At 42.2% G+C, this 22,146-nt stretch carries 28 protein-coding genes; 16 read left to right on the top strand and 12 right to left on the bottom strand.

Annotated features, from left to right (window positions below; genetic code table 11):
• Window positions 1-196: 196 nt before the first annotated feature.
• Window positions 197-505 carry an ArsR/SmtB family transcription factor gene (locus tag V7K67_RS09605; protein ID WP_334730614.1) on the top strand — a complete coding sequence of 103 codons (309 nt, stop codon included), beginning with the start codon at window positions 197-199 and terminating at the stop codon, window positions 503-505.
• Between the two features lie 374 nt (window positions 506-879).
• Here V7K67_RS09605 and V7K67_RS09600 read toward each other — a convergent pair whose 3' ends face one another.
• The 3 genes from V7K67_RS09600 to V7K67_RS09590 all read right to left on the bottom strand — a co-directional run bounded on the left by V7K67_RS09600 (window position 880) and on the right by V7K67_RS09590 (window position 3,425).
• The gene (locus V7K67_RS09600) at window positions 880-1,683 is read right to left on the bottom strand and encodes an ABC transporter ATP-binding protein (protein ID WP_334730615.1); all 804 of its coding nucleotides are present in this window, start codon (window positions 1,681-1,683) and stop codon (window positions 880-882) included.
• A 4-nt stretch (window positions 1,684-1,687) separates the two neighbouring features.
• Complete coding sequence (locus V7K67_RS09595) at window positions 1,688-2,701, bottom strand: ABC transporter substrate-binding protein (RefSeq protein ID WP_335166278.1); 1,014 nt, start codon at window positions 2,699-2,701, stop codon at window positions 1,688-1,690.
• Window positions 2,702-2,813: 112 nt separating this feature from the next.
• Window positions 2,814-3,425 carry a glutathione S-transferase family protein gene (locus V7K67_RS09590; RefSeq protein ID WP_334730617.1) on the bottom strand — a complete coding sequence of 204 codons (612 nt, stop codon included), beginning with the start codon at window positions 3,423-3,425 and terminating at the stop codon, window positions 2,814-2,816.
• Window positions 3,426-3,624: 199 nt separating this feature from the next.
• Here V7K67_RS09590 and V7K67_RS09585 point away from each other — a divergent pair, with 199 nt between their 5' ends.
• Complete coding sequence (locus V7K67_RS09585) at window positions 3,625-4,326, top strand: SOS response-associated peptidase (protein ID WP_334730618.1); 702 nt, start codon at window positions 3,625-3,627, stop codon at window positions 4,324-4,326.
• Here V7K67_RS09585 and V7K67_RS09580 read toward each other — a convergent pair.
• Complete coding sequence (locus tag V7K67_RS09580; protein WP_335166275.1) at window positions 4,323-4,529, bottom strand: hypothetical protein; 207 nt, start codon at window positions 4,527-4,529, stop codon at window positions 4,323-4,325. The two genes, V7K67_RS09585 and V7K67_RS09580, sit on opposite strands and share 4 nt — an antisense overlap.
• 15 nt (window positions 4,530-4,544) lie before the next feature.
• Here V7K67_RS09580 and V7K67_RS09575 point away from each other — a divergent pair, with 15 nt between their 5' ends.
• The 3 genes from V7K67_RS09575 (at window position 4,545) to V7K67_RS09565 (ending at window position 5,981) form a co-directional block, all read left to right on the top strand.
• The gene (locus V7K67_RS09575; RefSeq protein ID WP_179064807.1) at window positions 4,545-5,066 is read left to right on the top strand and encodes a photosystem I assembly protein Ycf3; all 522 of its coding nucleotides are present in this window, start codon (window positions 4,545-4,547) and stop codon (window positions 5,064-5,066) included.
• Window positions 5,067-5,134: 68 nt separating this feature from the next.
• Complete coding sequence (gene gatC, locus V7K67_RS09570; RefSeq protein WP_334709367.1) at window positions 5,135-5,425, top strand: Asp-tRNA(Asn)/Glu-tRNA(Gln) amidotransferase subunit GatC; 291 nt, start codon at window positions 5,135-5,137, stop codon at window positions 5,423-5,425.
• A gap of 295 nt (window positions 5,426-5,720) precedes the next feature.
• Window positions 5,721-5,981: a MoaD/ThiS family protein gene (locus V7K67_RS09565; protein WP_334909521.1), complete on the top strand. Its 261-nt coding sequence runs from the start codon at window positions 5,721-5,723 to the stop codon at window positions 5,979-5,981.
• 47 nt (window positions 5,982-6,028) lie between these two features.
• On the opposite strand, the gene V7K67_RS09560 is transcribed toward V7K67_RS09565, so the two are convergent.
• The 3 genes from V7K67_RS09560 to V7K67_RS09550 form a co-directional block, all read right to left on the bottom strand.
• Window positions 6,029-6,886, bottom strand: coding sequence for a lysophospholipid acyltransferase family protein (locus tag V7K67_RS09560; protein ID WP_335166273.1), 858 nt, complete (start codon window positions 6,884-6,886; stop codon window positions 6,029-6,031).
• Window positions 6,887-7,042: 156 nt separating this feature from the next.
• Window positions 7,043-7,525 (bottom strand): hypothetical protein, encoded by a 483-nt coding sequence (locus tag V7K67_RS09555; protein WP_334730621.1) that lies wholly within the window; start codon window positions 7,523-7,525, stop codon window positions 7,043-7,045.
• Between the two features lie 746 nt (window positions 7,526-8,271).
• On the bottom strand, window positions 8,272-9,708 hold the full coding sequence (locus V7K67_RS09550) for a carotenoid oxygenase family protein (protein ID WP_335166271.1): 1,437 nt from the start codon (window positions 9,706-9,708) through the stop codon (window positions 8,272-8,274).
• 180 nt (window positions 9,709-9,888) lie between these two features.
• On the opposite strand from V7K67_RS09550, the gene V7K67_RS09545 reads away from it, so the two are divergent.
• Window positions 9,889-11,442, top strand: coding sequence for a YcjF family protein (locus V7K67_RS09545; RefSeq protein WP_334709373.1), 1,554 nt, complete (start codon window positions 9,889-9,891; stop codon window positions 11,440-11,442).
• Between the two features lie 157 nt (window positions 11,443-11,599).
• Entirely contained in the window at window positions 11,600-12,829 is a 1,230-nt protein-coding gene (locus V7K67_RS09540) for a glycosyltransferase family 4 protein (protein WP_335166269.1), read from the top strand.
• Window positions 12,830-13,030: 201 nt separating this feature from the next.
• On the opposite strand, the gene V7K67_RS09535 is transcribed toward V7K67_RS09540, so the two are convergent.
• From V7K67_RS09535 to V7K67_RS09525, 3 genes are all read right to left on the bottom strand, one after another.
• Entirely contained in the window at window positions 13,031-13,315 is a 285-nt protein-coding gene (locus V7K67_RS09535; RefSeq protein WP_334709375.1) for a hypothetical protein, read from the bottom strand.
• A complete protein-coding gene (locus V7K67_RS09530; RefSeq protein ID WP_334709376.1) occupies window positions 13,296-13,541 on the bottom strand; it encodes a hypothetical protein in 246 nt (81 codons plus the stop codon). The genes V7K67_RS09535 and V7K67_RS09530 overlap by 20 nt, the downstream gene beginning before the upstream one ends.
• 493 nt (window positions 13,542-14,034) lie before the next feature.
• A complete protein-coding gene (locus V7K67_RS09525; protein ID WP_335166293.1) occupies window positions 14,035-15,480 on the bottom strand; it encodes a deoxyribodipyrimidine photo-lyase, 8-HDF type in 1,446 nt (481 codons plus the stop codon).
• 92 nt (window positions 15,481-15,572) lie between these two features.
• On the opposite strand from V7K67_RS09525, the gene V7K67_RS09520 reads away from it, so the two are divergent.
• Window positions 15,573-16,004, top strand: a complete 432-nt coding sequence (locus tag V7K67_RS09520; RefSeq protein WP_335166267.1) for a hypothetical protein — start codon at window positions 15,573-15,575, stop codon at window positions 16,002-16,004.
• A 3-nt stretch (window positions 16,005-16,007) separates the two neighbouring features.
• Here the strand turns inward: V7K67_RS09520 and V7K67_RS09515 are convergent, their stop codons facing one another.
• On the bottom strand, window positions 16,008-16,163 hold the full coding sequence (locus V7K67_RS09515; protein ID WP_335166265.1) for a hypothetical protein: 156 nt from the start codon (window positions 16,161-16,163) through the stop codon (window positions 16,008-16,010).
• Window positions 16,164-16,248: 85 nt separating this feature from the next.
• Between V7K67_RS09515 and V7K67_RS09510 the strand changes: the two genes are divergently transcribed.
• Window positions 16,249-16,803: a 1,2-dihydroxy-3-keto-5-methylthiopentene dioxygenase gene (locus tag V7K67_RS09510; RefSeq protein ID WP_334730626.1), complete on the top strand. Its 555-nt coding sequence runs from the start codon at window positions 16,249-16,251 to the stop codon at window positions 16,801-16,803.
• Window positions 16,804-16,893: 90 nt separating this feature from the next.
• Here the strand turns inward: V7K67_RS09510 and V7K67_RS09505 are convergent, their stop codons facing one another.
• On the bottom strand, window positions 16,894-17,691 hold the full coding sequence (locus V7K67_RS09505) for a hypothetical protein (protein ID WP_334730627.1): 798 nt from the start codon (window positions 17,689-17,691) through the stop codon (window positions 16,894-16,896).
• A gap of 345 nt (window positions 17,692-18,036) precedes the next feature.
• Here V7K67_RS09505 and V7K67_RS09500 point away from each other — a divergent pair, with 345 nt between their 5' ends.
• The 7 genes from V7K67_RS09500 to V7K67_RS09470 all read left to right on the top strand — a co-directional run bounded on the left by V7K67_RS09500 (window position 18,037) and on the right by V7K67_RS09470 (window position 22,081).
• Window positions 18,037-18,480 (top strand): TOBE domain-containing protein, encoded by a 444-nt coding sequence (locus V7K67_RS09500; RefSeq protein WP_335166262.1) that lies wholly within the window; start codon window positions 18,037-18,039, stop codon window positions 18,478-18,480.
• Window positions 18,481-18,758: 278 nt separating this feature from the next.
• Window positions 18,759-18,953 carry a DUF2256 domain-containing protein gene (locus V7K67_RS09495; protein ID WP_094350216.1) on the top strand — a complete coding sequence of 65 codons (195 nt, stop codon included), beginning with the start codon at window positions 18,759-18,761 and terminating at the stop codon, window positions 18,951-18,953.
• Window positions 18,953-19,906 (top strand): isoaspartyl peptidase/L-asparaginase, encoded by a 954-nt coding sequence (locus V7K67_RS09490; RefSeq protein ID WP_334730628.1) that lies wholly within the window; start codon window positions 18,953-18,955, stop codon window positions 19,904-19,906. The genes V7K67_RS09495 and V7K67_RS09490 overlap by 1 nt, the downstream gene beginning before the upstream one ends.
• Window positions 19,907-20,309: 403 nt before the next feature.
• On the top strand, window positions 20,310-20,573 hold the full coding sequence (locus tag V7K67_RS09485; RefSeq protein WP_335166259.1) for a helix-turn-helix domain-containing protein: 264 nt from the start codon (window positions 20,310-20,312) through the stop codon (window positions 20,571-20,573).
• A 367-nt stretch (window positions 20,574-20,940) separates the two neighbouring features.
• Window positions 20,941-21,339 (top strand): type II toxin-antitoxin system RelE/ParE family toxin, encoded by a 399-nt coding sequence (locus V7K67_RS09480; RefSeq protein WP_334730630.1) that lies wholly within the window; start codon window positions 20,941-20,943, stop codon window positions 21,337-21,339.
• Window positions 21,326-21,637, top strand: coding sequence for a helix-turn-helix domain-containing protein (locus V7K67_RS09475; RefSeq protein ID WP_335166257.1), 312 nt, complete (start codon window positions 21,326-21,328; stop codon window positions 21,635-21,637). The genes V7K67_RS09480 and V7K67_RS09475 overlap by 14 nt, the downstream gene beginning before the upstream one ends.
• Before the next feature lie 99 nt (window positions 21,638-21,736).
• Complete coding sequence (locus tag V7K67_RS09470; protein WP_335166255.1) at window positions 21,737-22,081, top strand: helix-turn-helix domain-containing protein; 345 nt, start codon at window positions 21,737-21,739, stop codon at window positions 22,079-22,081.
• The last annotated feature ends 65 nt before the right edge of the window (window positions 22,082-22,146 follow it).

Raw genomic sequence — 22,146 nt, 5'->3', positions numbered from 1 at the left:
TTACATCTAACGACGTCAGCAAACTTACAGTAGCAGTTGATATTTGTTAACGTCGATCTCGTCAGGAATCTTCAGTACTAGATAATTATAGTTAAATACTTATTTAACCATTGTAGTAGTCAGCATAACAGAATTTTCGCAAAATGGTCAAATGATTGTTTGAATATTTGAGTAAAATGCCAGAGCTTGCTATGATATGGGGATGATTGAGAAAAGAAATTACGAAAACCGTGCGAAAATCTTCACGGCTCTTTCAGATCCAACACGCCTGCGATTAGTAGATTTACTGTTGAGTACTGACGAAATTAGCTGTTCAGAAATTGCCGAGCAGTTGGAAATTAGCTTGTCTCTTTCTTGTCACCACTTGAAAGTTTTGACGGAAGCAGGTTTGGCGAAGAACTATAAAAAAGGGCAAGCAAGATACTACTCACTTGATCGTGTTGTTCTCAATAGTACTTTAGAGAGTTTAAGCAGTTTTATGAAGGGGCTGGGGACTGGGGATTAGGGACTGGGAAAATTGTTCGGGGATTCAGACCACTACCCAAGTTTTGTTCGCGCAGCGATGCCTCCGGTGAGCTATGCTTACGCAGGAGAAGAAAACTCTTCCTAGTCCCCAGTCCCCAGTCCCCAGTCCCCAGTCCCCAGTCCCGGAGCGCCATTCCTAAGAGACTTGCTGCGCCGAAATCGGGGGGCAATACTGCTCGGATAAGCAGGGGAAGCAGGGGAAGCAAAACTCAACGCCAGCCTCCATTTCTCCCCCGGCTATTGAACAGCTTGCCTCAACCAAGAAATTCCAAAACCTACGCAGTATTGAGTCGGGGGGTATTTTTGTACTTCACTAACGTGCAATCTGCTGTAAGTCTTTAACCGGACATGATATTACTCCTGAAACAATACTTCCTTTACCGATTTGGTATCACTACGGGAATCAGTACCCAGTAAACTACGTAGATGGGCGGCCATATTGGCGAACTCTTTGCTGTTAATATCGTCAATCTGCGTTGTATCGACAATTTCTTTCACAGTTCCAGGTACTGGCGTCATCACTAAAACTTGATGTCCCAAGTACAGAGCTTCTTGTATGGAATGGGTAATTAAAATAATCGTAACGCCTGTGTTTTGCCAAATAGAGTTGACTTCGTACTGGAGTTGAGTACGTGTCAGGGCATCTAGGGCAGCAAAAGGCTCATCCATGAGCAGAATTTGCGGTTTCACAGCCAAAGCACGGGCGATCGCTACCCGTTGTTTCATCCCTCCCGATAGTTGATGAGGATATTTATCTACGGCTGCTGAGACTCCAACTAAATTGAGATAGTGTAAAGCCTCTTCATTAACGGCTTTGCTAGTTGCTTTACCTGTAATATTGAGGGCGTAAACGATGTTTTGCCGTACAGTTTGCCAAGACAAGAGTTGCTCAAAATCTTGAAAAACAACCATCCTATCTGGCCCTGGAGAAGTGATTTTTTTGCCTCTCATCAACAATTCGCCGCTGCTGATGGGCTGAAAACCTGCGATCGCTTTTAGCAGGCTACTCTTTCCACAACCCGATGGGCCAATAATTACAAACTTTTCTTTTGGTTTCACAGCAAAGCTAACATCTTCTACAGCTGTAAACCGATGCCTACCTTCCTTATAGATAATTTGAACACTGTTTGCTATAATTAACGGTTCTAATTTCGCCATGAATTCAATCTCCTCCAACGCCTTTAAGCGTCGGTAAAATTAATTCATCAATTGATTTAGGCTGCTGATTTAGCATACCTATTTCATGCATAAATTCTCCATATTTCAGGAAGGCTCTTGGCTCAAGACCGTATTCTACAGCCTGATCGGTAATCCACTTTTTATATTGCTCTGCTGAGATTTTAGCACCATCTATCTGTGAGATAATTTTTGCCGCTTCATCAGGTTTTTCATTCAAGAGTTTAGTAGCATCTGCGATCGCAGTGTACAAAGCTTTCCCAAATTCAGGATATTGATTGTAGAATTTCTCCGTAGTAAAGATGCTGGCAGCACTAATCTTACCAAAAATATCAGAACTCTTGAGAATCACTCTACCACCTTTTTCAACTTCTTGAAATTGGAAAGGTGGTGTTGTAAAGTGTGCATCAATTTGACCATTCAATAGAGATTGAAACCCTAACGGGTGAGCGATAGATTGTATATTCTGATCAAGGGCTGTAACATTACCTAATTCTTTTTGCGCTGCGCGACGTAGTACAATTGCTTGAAGAGAATCAGGAGATGGTAAGCCAATTTTCATTCCTGGCTTAAAATCTTTTAAACTTTTTATGTTCGAGTTCTTGACGACTAACCAAAACTCACTATGATTAAGTGAAGCTAAAATTTTCCATCCTACACCTTTATCCCAACCAACAAGAAACGGCCCAACGCCACCTGCACCAACTTGTAGTTGATTTGCAAGAATTCCATCCCGAATCGCTGCACCATTCGATAATTCTTTCCATTCAAACTTTGTCTGTGGAAATTGCTGTTCTAAAATTTGCTGCTGTTTGACAATTAGTAAATTTGCATAGTTGATTCCTGGTTGATAGGCAAGTGTTACTTTTTCTGGAACTTTTGAAGCTATTTGATTCCCAGAAGTGCAAGCCACAAATACAAAGGTTAGCAGTGCTAATCCAATCAATAAACTTTTCCCACTGCAAATTTTACTCAGCAAGGATTGGAAAGGATTGTGCATGAATTTTTAACCCCTGAAAATGTACAAAATCAACACCCTAGGCTATATCTCACCCAGTAAATCCTCTGCTAGAGCCAAGAAACCAGAGACAAAAACTTGCAAAACCGAATTTTTATGCTTGTGTAATACTTGTATACCTTGGTTGAGCTTTGACTCTTTCTATCCAAGCTTTAATAGCAGGAAATTGTGTCAAATCAAACCCACCTTCATCAGCTACATGAGTGTAAGCGAATAAGGCAATATCAGCAATTGTGTAGCGCTCTCCTACAAAAAAAGTGTGAGAAGTTAAGTGTTTGTCCATCAGGTTAAGTGCTATATAGCCTGGTTCACGTTTTTGCTTGATAGCTTCACTATATTCTTCAGTTTTACCTAAGATAGAAATCCAAAATCTTGATGTAGCAATAAAAGGCTCATGACTATATTGTTCAAAACATAACCATTGCAGCACTTGCGCTCGTAAAAAGCGGTCATAAGGTAAAAATTCTGTGCCTTCACTCAGATACACCAATATGGCATTTGATTCTGCCAAATATTTCCCTGGCTCGATTTCTAAAACAGGTATCTTCCCATTGGGATTTTTACTTAAAAATTCTGGTGTGCGAGTATCACCTTTCAAGATATTAAGCTCTATCCTCTCAAAAGGCATACCTAGTTGTGTCAATAAAAGACGTATCTTATAACCATTGCCAGAAGGTAAAAAATCGTACAGGCGCAGTAGTTCCATGTTAAAATACAGTTAGGAAAATGCTGATAAGTGAAGGTTCAAAATACAATATCTTACCAAAAGATTTTCCCAAAACCGGATATTTTTTTTGTATTTAGCATCTGAACGTACTACATAAAATTATCTGAGAAAATAAAAAAAAGTATTATTTATTTCTAGATTGAGATGTTTAATTTAGTCAGTGGTGGAGAATAAAAGTATGTGTGGAAGATTTACGCTAAACCAGTCGGCAACAGGATTATCTCAAGTTTTCTATATGGAGTCAGTTCCAGATTTAGCAGCCGAATATAACATCGCACCTACGCAAATGGTGGCAACAGTGTTACAAAATCCCGAAAGCGAAGAGCGTGAATTTAAGCAGTTGCATTGGGGATTGATTCCGTCATGGGCGAAAGATGCGGGAATGGGGGCAAAGCTGATTAACGCGAGGGCAGAAACTGTTGCCGAAAAACCCGCTTTTCGTTCGGCTTTTAAGCATAGACGCTGTTTAGTCCTAGCTGATGGCTTTTATGAGTGGCAACGCCAAGAAGGTAAGAAACAGCCATTTTATTTTCGTCTCCAAGATGGGCAACCCTTCGGCTTTGCCGGTTTGTGGGAGAGATGGCGAACCCCTGCTAATGAAGAAATAATTTCTTGTACAATTTTGACAACGGCAGCTAACGAATTACTCCAACCCATTCATGAGCGGATGCCAGTGATTCTGGAGCCACAAGATTACGATTTATGGCTAGATTCCCAAGTGCAAACGCCCCAAACCCTACAGCAGCTATTGCGCCCCTATCCAGCGCCAGCAATGACTGCATATCCAGTTAGCACCTTGGTAAACAACTCTCGGCATAATAGTTCAGAATGTATCGTACCCCTGAGTCAGGAGAATGCCCCCGCAAATCAGTTAAATTAGCTATTGAGTGAACTATGGAATTGGGGACTGGGGATTGGGGACTGGGGATTGGGAAGTTCTAGGCTTGACACTTTATGTTCTGAAGCTGAAGTTACGAGTTCTGAGGCTGAAGTTCTGAGGTCGAAGTAATAATCTTTCTTATCAAATCCCCAATCCCCAAGTACCCAGTCCCCAATACCTAGTCCCCAGTCCCCAATACGCAATACCCAGAGACAAATATGCCAAGAACACAAAAAAACGATAATTTTGTTGACAAATCCTTTACAGTGATGGCGGATATCATTCTGAAGATCCTACCAACCAACAAAAAAGCTAAAGAAGCGTTTGTTTATTATCGAGATGGTATGTCGGCCCAAGCGGAAGGGGAATATGCTGAGGCATTGGAATACTATGAAGAAGCTCTAACACTAGAGGAAGATACCAACGATCGCGGCTATATTTTCTACAATATGGGGCTAATCTATGCCAGCAATGGCGACCACGAAAAGGCTTTAGAACTATATCACAAGGCAATTGAGTTAAACCCACGCCTACCCCAAGCTTTGAACAATATCGCCGTGATTTATCACTACCAAGGCGAAAAGGAAAAAGAAGCTGGAGATAACGAGGCTGGCGAAGCACTTTTTGACCAAGCCGCAGACTATTGGATTCGTGCTATTCGCATGGCTCCCAATAACTACATCGAAGCCCAAAACTGGCTGAAAACCACCGGGCGATCGCAAATTGACGTATTCTTCTAAAAGTGATGAGTTAGGAATTATAAATCATCCACTCCTAACTCTCCACTCCCTACTCCCCACTAAAAAATATGATTGACCAAGAACAAGTTCACAAGGTAGCTAATCTTGCTCGTTTAGAATTGACTCCACAAGAAGAAGAACAATTCACTACTCAGTTGGGAAGTATTCTGGACTACATTGAACAACTGAATGAACTTGATGTCACTGATGTAGCCCCAACAACAAGGGCAATTGATGTCAGTAATATCACACGAGAGGATGAATTGCAACCCTATCCTGACAGACAAAGTATTCTCAATGGTGCGCCTGAACAGGAAGGCGAATTTTTCAAAGTACCAAAAATCCTCAATGCTGAATAGTCATGGAAGAGAAAAAGGGGAACAATTAATTGTTGGTCTTGCTTCAATCCCACGTCATTGCGCGTGGGTTGATTCTGCCTCAAGCCGGACTGAACTGGACATGATATGAAATCATGCAGTTAGTAATAGACATCTGGTGAAAATGAATGTAGAGACGTAGCACTGCTACGTCTCTACAAGGACTCTGGATAACGCATATTTAATTTCTGGAGATGTCTAATGTATAATAAATCCCAAGAGTTCAGGGTGCTTGTCGAGTATTGAAAAACTTGCTCGTACTGCCAAAGTATGTTCTATGTCTAAATCTGCAATCACCGTTACCGTCAAGTTGTTCGCTGCTTATCAAGAAGCCTTTAGGGTTTCAGAGTTGGTGCTGGAATTTCCTAATAGTATGCCAGTTAAAGCAGTATGCGATCGCCTCATAGCTGAACACCCTGAACTCTCCCAATGGCGTGATATCACCCGGTTTGGGATTAATTTGATATTTGTCGAACCAGATACACTACTAGAAGATGGGGATGAAGTTGTGCTGATTCCACCAGTTAGCGGTGGTTAGGAAAACAGTTATGAGTTAAAGATTCAAAGCTTCTAACTGATAACTACTCAAAGAGAATTGGCATTAGCAGTTAGCTCCACTAAGCGGTCTAACTCTTGCTGCATCTGACTAACAACTAATTCATAACATTCATTGACATAATAGCGATCGCTAGCTGCTTCACGGCCGTAGCGTTCAAATACAATTGGCGGACAAACCCGCGTATATATGGGCACTGGCAATGGAATATTGGGTAATGGGCCAATTGCTAATCCCCAAGGTAGTCCAAGATAGATCGGAAAAACTTCTGGGTCAATCCCCAACAGCCAAGGCATCCCCCACTCGTGGAGTTGCTGCACAACTTTGTAGCAGTCAGCGATTACAATCAGTGTATCGTGAGCGCCCCAGGAAATCACAGGCACAATCGGCACATTTTCCCGTAACGCTAATTTGATAAATCCTTGCCGTCCCGCAAAATAGATTTTGTTACGTAAATAAAACGGTCGGAAGACATCTTCGGCTCCACCGGGATAAACTAGTACACTAGCTCCAGAGTGTAAGGCAGTATAAGCCATTTTCGGATGGGCGATGATTGCTCCAGCCTTGGCGGCCAGTTGTGCTAGTGGTGTACTAACCTGCCAAGCTTTGGGATGCATCAAACCATAAACGGGTTGCTCTACACCAAATCGTCGGAACCAGTCATACATCACCATTGCCATGTCGGGTGCTGCAAGTCCTCCATTGTGCGAGCCGACAAATAGAACTTTTTCTTGGGGTGGAATATTATCCCAGCCACTAGTTTGAACTCGGAAATAGTGGTGATAGAAAAAGCCAAACACAGGCATCAGAGATTCTATGAACTTTGGATCTCGCTCATCCAAAGACCAGCCGGGTTTTTTGTTTAAGAAATGTTGCTTTTTTGACATCGATGCATTCTAACAGCATTGGCAAAGTTCAAACAATCCTTTGTGAGATATAACTCAATCCGCTTGGGTTAAGACTAAAACTGTGTTATTAAAGTCAACGTAGATGCGTAGAAGTTGGTTTTGCTTAATTGCGTGCAGCAATTAATTTAGTGATGTCTATGGAGTAGTTGCTGGTTTTGAACGCTGCTGCTGGTAAAAACCCACAACTTTTTGAAGATATGTAGCAGTAAATCCGCTATTGCAACCTGTGTAGTTGCCAGTCATCCACCAACAACCAACGCCACGCACAGCGGCAGTTTCATTATTATTGGTAGCGATAAACTGCTTGTTTAACTCCCGGCGCGTGATGCAAGATACAACTTGGCGTGCCGTCACAGGACTGTTTTCAAACTGCGTTGGTGTTAGTTCTTTTTTGAGACAAAATTTCGACCAGCCTTTGAGAGTTTCTGGTTTAACTTGCCATTCACTATAAAGTCCATCATTTGAGGTGCCGGTCTGTGGTGCAGCTAGTCGCAACGCCTCTACCATCGCTGCAACTTGGGCATCAGAAACCTGTTGTTGTGCTTGAGCTAACAATGATGACAGTCCAAAACTGACAATCACTCCGCTAAGTAGTAATGCTATGGGGTTTCTCCTCATGATTTTGGACTTCTCTTTAGATACCAATATGTAGGATACTACGTTTTTACACTTAGCAATTATCCTAACTTTTCACAGAATATGAAAAACCTCAGCTTGTTTTGACTTTACCCCATCTAGTTATCCAATAGACATCTCCGAAAAAGAATGTAGAGACGTAGCACTGCTACGTCTCTACAAGGACTCTGGATAACGCATATTTAATTTCTGGAGATGTCTATTAGGGAGAGCCAAGAGCTATCGCTTCACTAAGAAAAAGAATTTTTCAATAAGTTAAGTCTTGCTAATATCGATAATATATTGGTATTTGCGATAATAAAAATAGACATCTCTGGCAGGCACGCTTATGACCGCAATACTGTTCGGTTAAGGCAAGAGACGCGATAAATCGCCGTCTCTACAAAGGAATGATTATTGTAGAGACGGCGATTTATCGCGTCTTTGGAATTTAGAATTTTAATCAAAAAACCTTAACCGAACCGTATTGGCAAGCATCCTGCTCCCTTCATCGCCAAAATCTATCGAGGTGGAAAGGTCTCTATGTGGAAAAATGACCAGATACTAATAGAAGAATTGAAGAGATTTTTATAAAATTATCGTTGCGATCGCTCTTACCCTCCGTCCCCCATTTCTGCTATAGCTAGTGTTGATCGCTAGCTATAGATGGATAAGTATCCCATAACCGTAGCTTAAAGCGTCAGGAAGGGGGTTAGGTTTTTCGTGGGCTTTTTGTGAATTTTGAATTGTCAAGCTGGGTTCCAAGTGCCGTGGAAACTGTGAGGAATGACGCTAGGTAATCTTAGTTTGCAAACGGGTTCTGCATCCAGGCGATCGCTATCAAATACCCAAACTTCGCTACTATGAGTATTACCATCGTATACAACAGTTAGTATCCAGCCTTGCTCAGGATTGTGGGCATCTTCGGCGTGGATGGGTTCTGAAGGATAGCGGTTTTCTCCTAAGTCAGCTTCGGTGAGGGTTTCGGTTTTGTAGTCGAAGCGAGCGATCGCACCAAAGGATTCTTTGTCTGTATCCCCTCTTTGGGGCATTAATAATACATAAGTATAGCGCCAAGGTTGTCCAAATAAAGATCGCTGTACTACGGGAAATTCACACTTGCGGTTGACAACTTCCTGTATTGCTGTCACTTTACCTGTTTGAGGATTGAGGCGCACTTGCCATAATGTTCCTTTAGTTACTGTGTGCGTCTCACCACTTGCAAATTCTCTGAGATATTCATTAGTTTGGTGAAAATCTGCATATCTCACCATATCCAGAATTACGGAACCATCTTCATCTTCATAGCCATTGCCAAAATGCCAATTAAACCACGGATCAGTTTCACTACGACTCACTAAGGATAAGTTTTCTCGGTCGAAGATTAACACCTGGGTTCCTAACTGAGGTTCCCACAACAGAGATTCACTGAAGGTAGTCAAACCAAGGAGAACTGACAGTGTTTTCATCCGCATTGGTGGCATGAAAAACACCAGATACCTTTGAGTTAAAACAAAATCATGTATTATCGAGTAGCGATCTAGCTTAAAAGCAGTTTTTTGGATAATTTTGCCACTGGCATCGCTTTTGTAGAGATTCAGCTGTACAGAACTGCCGATGCTGATTCCAAAGTTAAAAATTTCGCCTGTTTGGGAATCACGCTTGTAATGAGCCGAATAAGGTAATCCGTTGTCCAAAGCACCTAAATCATCTAATCCCTTGGTTTCTAAGGTTTGTAAATCAAGGCTGTATGGATTGGTTGCTTCCCATAAAGCCAACAATTTATCAGGTAAAGCCAACACTGAGGTATTTGCTGCATTCTTGGTATGTTGACCCCAGCGCTTCCAGATGGGCCCTGGCGGATGCATCCCATAGACACCATAAAGAAACCTATCCGCTTGAGTTTCAGCCTGATATTCTGCTGTTTGCACATAGCGATAGACTCCGGTGACTCCTACATCTGTGAAATGAACGCCGAGAATTGCCCCATCTCCATCAAACCAGTGTCCCACGCGTTCGCCACCACGTTCTAGCCGTCCGGGACCATTGCGGTAAAGTGTCCCACGCAAGCCATCTGGGATTTTGCCAGAAATAATTGATAGTTGAGTAAGGGGAAATTCTTTTGCTGGTTGTGCGATCGCACCAGCCCAAGATTTATTTGTTGACTTTTTGGTAATAGTCTGCATCTTAAAATATTGCTGGATACATTACGGATGTACATAGTTGTATTCTGACATTGTTGCAATTTTTTAATAGTTCTACCTTCAGAACCTCAAAAGCTGCTTCTTACTACTCTGGTAAAAAATGCTGAAACTATTAAGATTAGAAGCATCTGCCTACTGAATACTTACTAATCTTTCCCAGCCATGCCTCTGTCACGCATAGTAACGCTGATTGTCGGTCTAATTGTCATTTTGGGGCTAGCTCTATGGCTAATTGATTCCCTATCACGCCTCTACTGGCAATTGTCCTATTCACCGTTGCTAGGCAATTTACTGCTGTTGCTGCTGATTGTCCTCATTGGAGCCTTGGTTGCCGCTTTCGTTTATTATGTACTGGTGATTCAATCTGGGGAAAAGCGATCGCGCCGCAACCCGAAGCGAGTAACTGCGGCGCAAATTCCGGCTGCTAAATCTGACGCTGCTTCTACAACTCTACAGGCTGTGCGGCAACAGGTAGGGCAAATTCAAGATGAAGTAGCACGTCAGGCTTTATTAAGTCGATCGCGAGAGATTGAAGCCAATCTAGCGCGGGGTGAAATTCAAGTAGTGGTATTTGGTACGGGGAGTGCTGGCAAAACTTCCCTAGTTAATGCAATTATGGGACGCATGGTTGGTCAGGTGGATGCACCGATGGGTACAACCCAAGTTGGAGAAACCTATTGTCTGCGGTTGAAGGGATTAGAACGGAAGATTTTAATTACAGATACGCCAGGAATTTTAGAAGCTGGGGTGGCGGGAACAGAACGGGAACAGATGGCGCGAGAACTAGCAACGGAAGCAGATTTACTATTATTTGTGGTGGATAATGATTTACGACGTTCAGAATATGAGCCGCTGCGGGGGTTGGCAGAAATTGGGAAGCGATCGCTTTTAGTGCTGAACAAAACTGATTTATATACAGATGAAGATAAAGAATCCATCCTCGCGAGATTGCGTCAACGGGTACGGGGATTTATTGCTACTAATGATGTAGTAGCGATCGCAGCTAATCCTCAACCTGCACAACTAGAAACTGGCGAAACCTTTCAGCCGGAACCGGATATTGTTCCGTTGCTGCGGCGCACGGCTGCTGTTTTACGTGCTGAAGGTGAAGATTTGGTAGCGGATAATATTCTTTTACAATCTCTACGCTTGGGAGACGAAGCGCGAAAACTCATCGATGGCCAGCGCCGCCGTCAAGCTGACAAAATCGTAGAACGGTTTCAATGGATTGGTGCTGGTGTAGTATCAGTAACCCCCATACCAGTTGTAGATTTATTGGCGACAGCCGCAGTTAATGCTCAAATGGTTGTGGAAATTGGCAGAGTCTACGGCTGTGAATTGAATATGGAACGGGGAAGAGAGTTAGCCCTTTCTTTAGCGAAAACTATTGCTAGTTTGGGCATTGTTAAGGGAGCAATTCAATTATTATCTACAGCTTTGCAACTTAATATTGCCACCTTTATTATTGGTAGGGCGATTCAAGGCGTGACAGCAGCTTATTTAACGCGAATTGCTGGTAAGAGTTTCATTGAATATTTTCGTCATGACCAAGATTGGGGTGATGGTGGAATGACAGAAGTTGTACAGCGACAGTTTCAAATTAATCGCAGAGATGAATTTATCAAAGCTTTTATTCAGGAAGCGATCGCACGAGTAGTGAAACCGTTACAAGATAAATCTGAAGTAGTTGAACATGATGAAGAAGTCAATAGTTAAACGTGTGGTCTTCTCACATTGGGAGAGGCTAGCGCCAAGGGGTCTCCCCAAGTGGAGCATCTGGCGTGTGCGGTGTTAGGGAGTGGTCTAATCAAATGATGACATACAGCCTCCAATCAGGTCATGGTGTATGTATCAGATTTGATTCATCACTCGTATGAACATTTTAATGCTATCTTCCACTTTTCCCTACCCACCAACACGTGGGGGAACCCAAGTCCGGACATTTCATTTACTGAAGTATCTCAGTCAACGCCATACTGTCACCCTCGCAACTCAACGCGAGGGCGATGTTACAGACGTAGAAATAGACGGATTACGCGATTGTGTCGATCATTTAGCCATTTTTGAACGCCCACCAGATTCTCAAACCACTGGAATATTCAAGAAAATCCAGCGATTTGGTAGATTTTTGCAACAGGGGACACCGCCAAGCGTACTTAATCGCTACTCAGTTGAGATGCAAACATGGGTTGATAACTGGGTGGAAGCGGGAAAATGTGACGTAATTACCTGCGAACATAGCGTCAATGAAATTTATATCCAATCGCATTTTCAGAAACAGCTAAAAACCATAGTTAATGTTCATAGTTCTGTTTACGCTACCTGTCGGAGTCAACTAGTAACAGGCATTTCCGAAAATTCCCTTAGAGACAAAATTAATCTGCCACTTTTGCATCGTTATGAGCAAAGCTACTGCGCTAAATTTTCGGCAATTGTGGCGACAACAGCAGAAGATAAAATTCAACTACAAGAATTTAACCCCAATAGTGAAATTACAGTTATTCCCAATGGTGTAGATTTAGTTTCTTTCCCCAACCGTACCAAAGATCCTGGAGGACATCGCTTAATTTTCATCGGTGCAATGGATAATTTGGCAAACATTGATGCGGTCTGTTTTTTCAGCAACGAAGTTTTGCCAGAAATCCAAAAATTATATCCCGATACAACTTTTGATATTGTTGGTTCTTACCCAGTGCCAGAAGTTTTAGCACTTGATAAAAAACCAGGAATTAATGTGCTTGGGCGTGTACCTTCGATGGTAGAATATTTACACCAAGCTACCATCTGCGTTGTACCGATGCGAACTGGGTTTGGCATTAAAAATAAAACTTTAGAGGCAATGGCAGCTGGTATACCTGTAGTAGCGAGCGATCGCGGCTTAGAAGGATTAGCTGTAGATGGTGCTAGTCATCCACTCAGGGCATTACGAGCGAATAAACCGACAGAGTATGTCACCGCTATTAGTCAACTATTCGATCGTCCACATCTGCGTTCAGAATTGTCTGACAATGGCAGACAACTGGTAGAAACAGAATTCACTTGGGATATTGCGGGTAAAAGCTATGAACAAGTTTGTCTTGGGAAAAGTAATAGTAATTCGTAATTCGTAATTTCAAGCTACAGATCCCCGACTTCTCAAAGAAGTCGGGGATCTTATTTCTCAATAGATAAATTCTAATTGTTCTTGATTATCGTTGTGGGACAAATATGTGTAGAGACGTTGCATTGCAACGTCTCTAAATCCACAGTGTAAATGATCTTATCTAAATCGTATTGGTTTTTAGTTAACTTATGAATCAGCACGTCAATTATTGTCAAACCTAGTCGAACACCCTAACACAAGTAATTTCTTCTGCTTCTTGCGCTGATTTTTATTCTTGAGGGTAGTCAAATAATTATCAACGTAGCGAAAAGCAGCTGCACAGTCGTAATCAGCAATGGCTATAGCTTGCAAGAAAACCTTTGGGGGAATTTCAAACCCTAAAAATTTTTCTGTTAAAATTAGTAAATCTTTATCTGTGGCAGGAAAAGTATTTTCTTCTGACCCTTCTGAATCAGAAAATATATCATCAATTAATGCTTTGTACATTTTGTACCTCCCCAAAAGCATAAGATGCAAAGCCTGTGATAAAGTTTAGCTGCTGATCGCGAGTTTGTAAGTTAACTGGGAGTTCAGTACCAGGACATCCTATTTCCCGTAAAATCTCCAAACAATAAGTACTGAGTTGAGTGTATGGAGCTTGCTCCAATTCTTGAGCTACTTCTAGAGCCATCTCCAGATTGACTTGGATAACCGTCTTTACAGGGTTGGTCATAAACACGCCCTAATAAACTGGATGCTCTAAGTTTTGATCACAAGTACGAATAGCGTAACGGTGTTTTTGCGGAATTTATGAAGAGGGAAAATTAAAATATCAGCGCATTTGCGGTAATGTATCCAAAGTTAATGCAAACTAGGCTGAAAATTCAGCAATTTGGATTTAGGTGCGATCGTCCTTCCCCTTTGCATACCCCTACTCTTAAATGAAAAGTGCTGAGTTCCGAGTTCCGTTAGCGGTAGCGGGGCGTTTAGCCCGTGCTGAGATGAAAGACCGCGCCACTTGCGGGCGGGGCTTTTACCATAGTGCAAAATTACTGAGTATTCAATCTTCTTTACTCAGCACTCAGTACTCAGTACTCAGTACTCAGTACTCAGTATGGTAAAGTAGCAAAAGGTGTTGTTGGCGCAGCCTCAGTAGAGAGTTGCGATCGCTCACCCTCATAAGTATATATTTGGATACATTTATAAATGATACAGCCTAAGGTAATTTACTCACCACTACTAATGTTTTTTTGCTGTTGATAACGCTGTTTAAACTGCTGTTGTTGTATTTTATGATCCACAATTGGGTCAGGATAGCCAACAGCATGACGTTCTAAAGGTGGAATTTTCCCCGTAACTAAATATTCTGTATCTACAGACCTTAATTCTGATACCCATTGCCGAATATATTCCCCCTCTGGATCGAATTTTTGTGTTTGACTGGCTGGGTTGAAAATTCGCACAGGTTTAGGGTCCATACCGCTAGAAGCACTCCATTGCCAGCCGCCATTGTTAGCAGATAAATCACCATCAATTAACTTCTGCATAAAGTATTTTTCTCCCAATTGGGGATTAATTAGCAAGTCTTTGGTGAGAAAACTGGCAACAATCATCCGACAGCGGTTGTGCATCCAGCCGCTTTCATTTAATTGGCGCATTGCTGCATCTACAATGGGGTAGCCAGTTCTCCCCTCACACCAAGCTTGGAAATGTGCTTCGTTAGTTTCCCAAGGAAAGTTTTTAAAGGTGTCGCGGAAAGCACCATCAGCTAATTCGGGAAAGTTATACATTGCGTGTTGATAAAACTCCCGCCAAGCTAATTCCTGTTGCCATGTGCGGATATTAACTGTTGTTTCCTCACTGCGACTGTTTTCTAGTGCTTCTATAGTGGCTTGCCAAACAGTGCGAATGCCAATTACGCCAAATTTCAAAGCTGCACTTAATTGTGATGTTCCGTCAATTGCGGGGAAATTTCGCTGTTCTTGGTATTCAGTAATGGCTTTATTAGTAAATTCTTCTAATCGTTCTTGCGCCGCCGCTTCTCCCGGTGAAATAATCAATTGTTCATCCCAGATGAATCCTAAATCTTTCGCTGAAGGTAATGCGATCGCACCTGCAAGTTTGGCAATTTTCTGTTCAGCTTCCGTTAATCCCTCGACATTTTGTAGTGTTTCTACTGGTTGAGCCTTTGGTTTAGTAATCCAATTTTTCCAGAAGGGGGTATAAACCGTGTAAGGACTGTTACCACCCGTGCGGATATCATCTGGAGAGTTGAGGATTTGATCCCAGTTTTGGTTAAGAAACTCAATGCCTTTTTCTTTGAGGGCATTTATAATGGTGCGATCGCGTTCTTGTGAATAAGGTTCTACATCCCAATTCCAAAAAACAGCTTTGGCATTTATTGCCTCTGCTAAAGCTGGTATCGCTTGTACAGGATTGCCGTGGAGTATTAACAACTGGCTACCAACTTGAGCATATCGCTGTTGGAGTTTCTGCAAACAGCCAATCATATAAGTTACTCTCACAGGAGCAACATCATCCCGTTCCAGAATATTCGGATCAAGGCAAAACACGCCCACCACGTTCGGACTCTGCCGTTTTGCCGCAGCCAGTCCCGTATTGTCAGAAATGCGTAAATCGCGTCGATGCCAAAACAGAATTAAGTCAGACATTCCATGCTGCATATAGTTCACCCGTACTAGCTTAGATGCTAGTGGTACCAATGAGCATCATTCTGGCGATAAATTTATTCTTTTAATGGGGATTGGGGATTGGGGACTGGGGGATTGGGGATTGGGGATTGGGGATTGGGGATTGGGTATTGAATATTAGAAAACTCTTCTCTAATCCCTATTTCCTAGTTTTCACTAGACATGTGAAAATTAAATATGCTTTACCTGAAACCCTTTATAGGGACAATTCATGTAGACGCCAAGCGGCTTCCCGCAGGGTATTGTCCCTACGCCAATTCTTTAGATGTCTTTTAGATAACTTACCACCAACTCATGTGGCACGACGTAATTTCAAAAATAGTCTTCTCCATCGTTGCTTGAGTTGTTTTCGCCGTGGATTTTTAGTCATTAAGGCTGCTGTTCTCAATCGCCTGCCATTACCTCAAGGTAGTTTTTTTCCTCAGCCTTGGCCAACCTTGACTCCACAACTTCATGTGTCTCAAATCACTCTCTCTACTGCCTGATTTTTAAACCCCTACCCTTGAAAGAGTCCCCAGTCCCCAATCCCCAATCCCCAATCCCCAGTCCCCAGTCCCCAATCCCCAGTCCCCAATCCCCAGTCCCCAATCCCCAGTCCCCAATCCCCAGTCCCCAGTCCCCAGTCCCCAGTCCCCAATCCCCACAATCCCCGGTTTATCAGTCGGAAATAGTGGCTTTTTAAATAAAAATTGGGTATACTCTTCTTAACAGTTAATTAGTCTTTTTGTCATGGCTAACCTACTACTTGACGACGGTACGATTGAGAGCGACTTAGGCGAAATAGCTCGTGAACTTGCGCCTCTTGGTATTGAACTTAGACACTACGACCCAGGAACATCGCTACTCTTCCCCGATCTGCTAGACCAGGACGTTTTAACTGAGGCTGAGAAACGTTATTGTGTAGAACTCCATAACAGCGTCTTTGAATTTATTCAGCAAGAAAATGGCGGTATCTGGTGTGACTTACTAAATGTACATCCAGGTTCCTTCAATCTTCACCACCTGATAGCAACCTACGGACGTTACCATACTCATCCTGCGGCTGAACCCCTCTACGTGTTGGCAGGAGAAATGATCTATGGCTTTGTGCGTCCTGATGGTAGCCAAGTACAGCTTTTAGTTCAGGCACAAGATTATCTCTACATCCCCGCAGGCGTTGAGCATTGGTGCAGCCCAACTGCATCGTTGAATTTCAAAGGGATACGCTATTTTGCAATCGCCGAGGGCTGGGTTCCCAATTATACAGGTACTCAAGTGAGTGATTCACTCAACAAGCCGCATTAAAGCTGAATTTTATAGCGAAGCACTATTAGATTTATCCACAGCAGCAGACTTGACAAAATAGTTAAATAATGTTGTCTAAAGCTGAAAAATTCACTCAACTTCTTCACAGTGAATTAATAGCGTTTCCATCGCTTCTGCGAGAGAAATCAACTCTGTCCAAGAGGAAGCACTAACTAAATTTTGGGCGTGAGCTAATCGGTTTCGCAACTGTTCAGCAGATTTGAGGAAGCGTTCGCCGTACCTTTTTGATTTTAGTCCTAGTTGCTGGAGAAGTTCTGGTTGATTTAAAATCAACTCTCGCTTATCACAAAATTGCAGATAATCTAACAAATCTGTGGCTTCGTTTCTTTCTTGGCTCTCTCGCCATAGCCGTTGAGCAACTTCTAAGCGCTCAGGTTTAAGGACTTTTTGCCAAGAATCTTGGGGATAATAAATCCGCACCAGCCGCAGCAAATTCATTTCTAGCAGCGTTACTAAGCCAAACAGCAGCATTCGCACAGGTGCTTTCTGCAAGTCACCACAGGTAACAATACCACTTACCTGATTGCAATCCAAGACAAACAATCGCGGAGTTTGTCGCAAAATGGGTAGCAACTTTATCAATGGGGTAGAAATGGCAATTAGTTCTTTGGGGTGAAACACCCGTTGATAGTCGCTACATTTACCTTCTTTACCTGGAATCAAACTAGAGCGTTCTACATAACCGCTAATAATATCTCCCGTCTCAACGCCGATAACATCAAAGTTTTGTGCCTGCATCCAATGCAGCACTTCTTTTACCTCTGCGTCAGCTGGCATAGCTTTCAGAGGTTCTGCCACGTATTCAATGGTGATATTGTTCTCAAATAAACTCCGCAGGTCTTGAGAACGCGATTTTAGGTGTTTCATCCCCTGGCTGTGAACTCACGTTTAATAATCCTACGGCACTCATGCGATCGCCAACGGAACTTTATGCCAGATTAACCCATCGTAGGCGTCGCTATTCTAAACAAATACCACAGACTAAAATATTACCATCTTAGTTGGTAATATTTTTATGATGATTTTAGGCAATTTCAAGTAACAAAATATTTCGCATCTAGAAAAAAATAAATATATATGTAGTTAACTATATGAGATTAGTTGATTAATTTGCGCTCAAAATACTGACAAAAAAATGTTACTACTAAAACGACATATCGAATTGATACTTGGTAGAATTTTACCAAGATAACCAAAATTAATAATATTATTATGCCAAGAAAAGAACAAGGATGGGTTACATTTCAAACCTCAGAGGACGAGCGCAAGATTCTGGAGGAGTTCTGTGAACAGTCTCAACGTACCAAGACTGAGATTTTGCGAGAACTCGTGCGTAGTCTTACTCAGCAATCTTCAGCACCGATATCACCATCAACTCAGCAGGAAAAACAGGAAGATATTTACACTCAAAAACCTGATAGAGAAACTAGTATTCAAAAGAAATCACTAAAAGTTAGCTCTCGCAATATTCTTAAAGGTGTCGTTAAACGAGTTGTTTATGGAGCAGTTAATAGTGAGGTAACTTTGGAGATTATTCATAAAGTAGAATTAACCTCGATTATCACCAGAGCTTCCGCAGAAGAGTTGGAACTATCTGAGGGAAAAGAAGCTTATGCAGTTATTAAGTCTAACGATATTGTTATTGCTAGAGAATAGAAATATGTTGGCCGAAAAAGTATTTCGTTTGTCAAGTGGTGATTGTTTCGGTTGAAAACGAATTTCGCCTCTGAGTTTTCTAGGATCGGCTCTTGCAAGGTCAGTAGACCGAAAAGTTTGGCGATCGCTCCTTGTGATTCTCTTAAAATTTAAAAATAAGTCTCACAATAGATTGACAACACATTTATTTGCTAAAAGTATCCCCCCTTCGTAGGAAACTGGTTATAATTATTTTCCATCTCTATCAGAAATCAAACCCTCGTCTACACAGTATTTATATGGGACGTGTTCGTTCTAAATCTGACCTACCGACAAAAATCTGTCCGGTATGTCAACGTCCTTTCACATGGCGTAAAAAGTGGCAGGATTGCTGGGACGATGTGAAATACTGCTCAGAACGTTGTCGTCGTCGCCGTTCTGAAGCTCAAAATGAAACCAACCGCAATACAGACGCAAATAGCGCAAGAGATTAATGGAGTTACAGGTGCAACCTAAATTAATTATTCATGGCGGGGCTGGTAGTTCTCTCCACGGTAAAGGAGGATTGGAGGCGGTGCGCCGATCGCTCCATACAGTAATAGAAGAAGTCTATTCTCTACTATTGTCAGGATCGACTGCCTCTGAGGCAGTGGTGCATGGTTGCCAAATGCTTGAAGACAACCCCCGCTTTAATGCTGGTACTGGTTCAGTATTGCAATCTGATGGTCAAATTCGTATGAGTGCTTCCCTGATGGATGGTGCATCAGGGCGGTTTAGTGGTGTGATTAATATCTCGCGGGTGAAAAATCCCATTGATTTAGCGCAGTTTTTACAAAGTTCGCCAGACCGAGTGTTATCAGATTTCGGCTCGGCTGAGTTGGCGCGGGAAATGCAAATTCCCAGCTATAACGCTTTAACTGATTTGCGGTTACAAGAGTGGATACAAGAGCGCCAAGATAATTTTAAAAGTACAATGGCTGGCGTGGTAGCAGAACCTGAACTTGTAGAAACCAGCAATGCCGGACGCGGCACTATCGGTGTAGTAGCTTTAGATACTTATGGTAAGCTAGCTGCTGGCACTTCTACTGGTGGTAAGGGCTTTGAGCGGATTGGACGGGTAAGTGATTCTGCTATGCCCGCAGGTAATTATGCCACTAGTAATGCTGGTGTGAGTTGTACTGGCATTGGCGAAGATATTATCGATGAGTGTTTAGCCGCACGGATTGTAGTGCGTGTCACTGATGGGATGTCTCTGAAGGATGCCATGCAGCGATCGCTTGCAGAAGCACACCAGAACAAACGGGATTTAGGAGCGATCGCCTTAGATGCTAGTGGAGCGATCGCTTGGGGTAAAACTAGCGAAATCTTACTCGCCGCCTACCACGACGGCGAAAAAATTGGCGACACCTTGGAATGGAATGATAGTGAATTGATTGGCTATTGTTGAATCAGTTCCAGCACCTGGGCTAAAGTTTTTTGCTGGTCAGCCATTGCAGCTAATTCTTGGGTTTCATAACACCCTTAGGAACGTGGATTAAATAAGATGCAAAACTTCATCCTGTCTCTAGCTTCCCTCTCCAATACATGGGAGAGGGATTGAGGGTGAGGTAAACCAGGGACATAAATTGTATGTTATTTAATTCTTGTTCCTTACAAGATGATAGCACCGCTCTTTTCAGTCCCACTTGCATTATTGCAGAATATCCATTAATTCTGCCTGATTCAAGTAAAAACCACTGGATTGGCGGCGCTTGTTTATTTGATTGATTTTACGCACCGTAATTTTTAAGCTGCTACGCAGCTTGATTGTATAATATAAGATTAAGTAACTAAGCTATTATCGGCGACGTATGCCAGCAAAAAACCATCTTTCTCAAGAGCAGAAGGAAAGGCTACTGAAAACGCTAAAAGAGCATGAGAATCCTTATGTAAGAGAGAAGATTCTGATTATTTTGTTGATAAATGATGGAAAAACCTATCAAGAAATTAGCAATTTTTTAGATGTCGCATATCCAACAGTAGCTTATTGGGCGGTTCACGGAGACCCAGATAATTTAGAAAGTTTTTTGGATGGTAGAAGAGAAGGTAACTTCCGCAAAATGAACAGGGTGTAGGGGATAGGGTGTAGGGTGTAGGGAACCCCATAATTAAAATCAGGGGTTTCAAAAGGGACGCTGTATTTCTTGCACATACGTGTCTCAAAATACATCTTTATCACAGCTAGAAGAATTATTAAATAAGTTGCTCAATGAAGGAGGTCTTATTATTAAATGGGAGCGCAAGATTAAAAACAAAGGTAATGCTGTTTATTAAATTTAGCTGCGTAACAGCTTATTACTTGCCAAAATTGTTAAGCAATGTTTCGCCAACAGTGTCTTCGCTATATTTACCCCTTCTTAGGTGAATCGTCATCTAGTCTGCGCGTCTTGTTTTCAAGCGTTGCCGTACTATAACAATATTGATATATTTAGAGGGTATGCTGTGCCTGAAACCCGTGTTGTTTTCTACCAGGAAGAGGATGGCGAAGTTTCTGTCCTTGATTGGCTGACGCGACTTTTGAAAGAAGACCGCAAAGGTTATGCAAACTGTGTTGCTCGAATCAAACAACTTGCGGCATCAGGATACGAACTCCGTCGCCCGGCGGCTGATTACTTGCGCGACGGGATATATGAGCTTAGAGCAAAGCATATTCATGTGCAATACCGCATCTTGTACTTCTTTCATGGGCAAAATGTGGCAATTCTCGCACACGCCATTACAAAGGAAGAAGCAGCTGTACCTCCAATTGATATTGAACGAGCGATCGCACGAAAGCTTTTATTTGAAGAAAACCCAGAAGTTCACACCTACGTAGAGGAACAAGAGGATGGCGAAGACTAGCGATGCAATAAAAATCATTAACAAGATGACCAGCAGCGACCCTGAGCTTGAGGCATTAGTGGAGTCAGCCTCTATAAATGCAGAAGTGGCACAGCTTATTTACTTTGCCAGAACTTCATCGGGGTTAACACAGAAACAGTTTGCTGAACTTGTTGGTACAAAACAGCCTGTGATTGCACGGCTTGAAGATGCTGATTACGAGGGACACTCTCTTTCAATGCTGCAAAAAATCGCTCACGCTCTCAATCAACGGGTAGTGATTCAGCTTGCTCCAATAGAACACGAGCAAAGCGCATAGAGCATTCTAGTAGCAATGAATAAGTAAGTCGGCGCGAAAAAACCAAACTATGTGAAGATAAGTAAATACGGAGAATGCATCTACCGAGGTGACTAAGATATGGGCGCTCGTTTAAGGGTGTTTTTAACTCACAATCAAGATAAAACTCTATTAAACCTAAGAAATGCGGATGTACCACAGAAAGTCAAAGACCGAGCAGAGATAATCAGGTTAAATGCACATGGCTGGTACGTTGAAAAAATAGCTGCTCATTTTAACTGGACACCACAAACAGTTAGAGAAGTATTACATAAATGGGAAAAGCTAGGTATACAAGGACTTTGGGAGAAAACCGGTCGAGGAGGAAAACCAAAGTGCAAGGAGTCAGACATAGTTTTTTTGGAACCCACATTCCGCACTTCAATAAGTAGCATAGATAAACTACATAAACAGAAAATGCGCTGATGATAATTTGAACAATCAAGTAACCAGAAAATAAATAAATTATCCACATGCAAATTCCAGCTTTT

It is taken from the genome of Nostoc sp., from assembly GCF_036917155.1.
Taxonomy (GTDB): Bacteria; Cyanobacteriota; Cyanobacteriia; order Cyanobacteriales; family Nostocaceae; genus Nostoc.
Note: the sequence above shows the minus strand (reverse complement) of the source record. Positions and strands in the feature narration are given on the sequence as shown.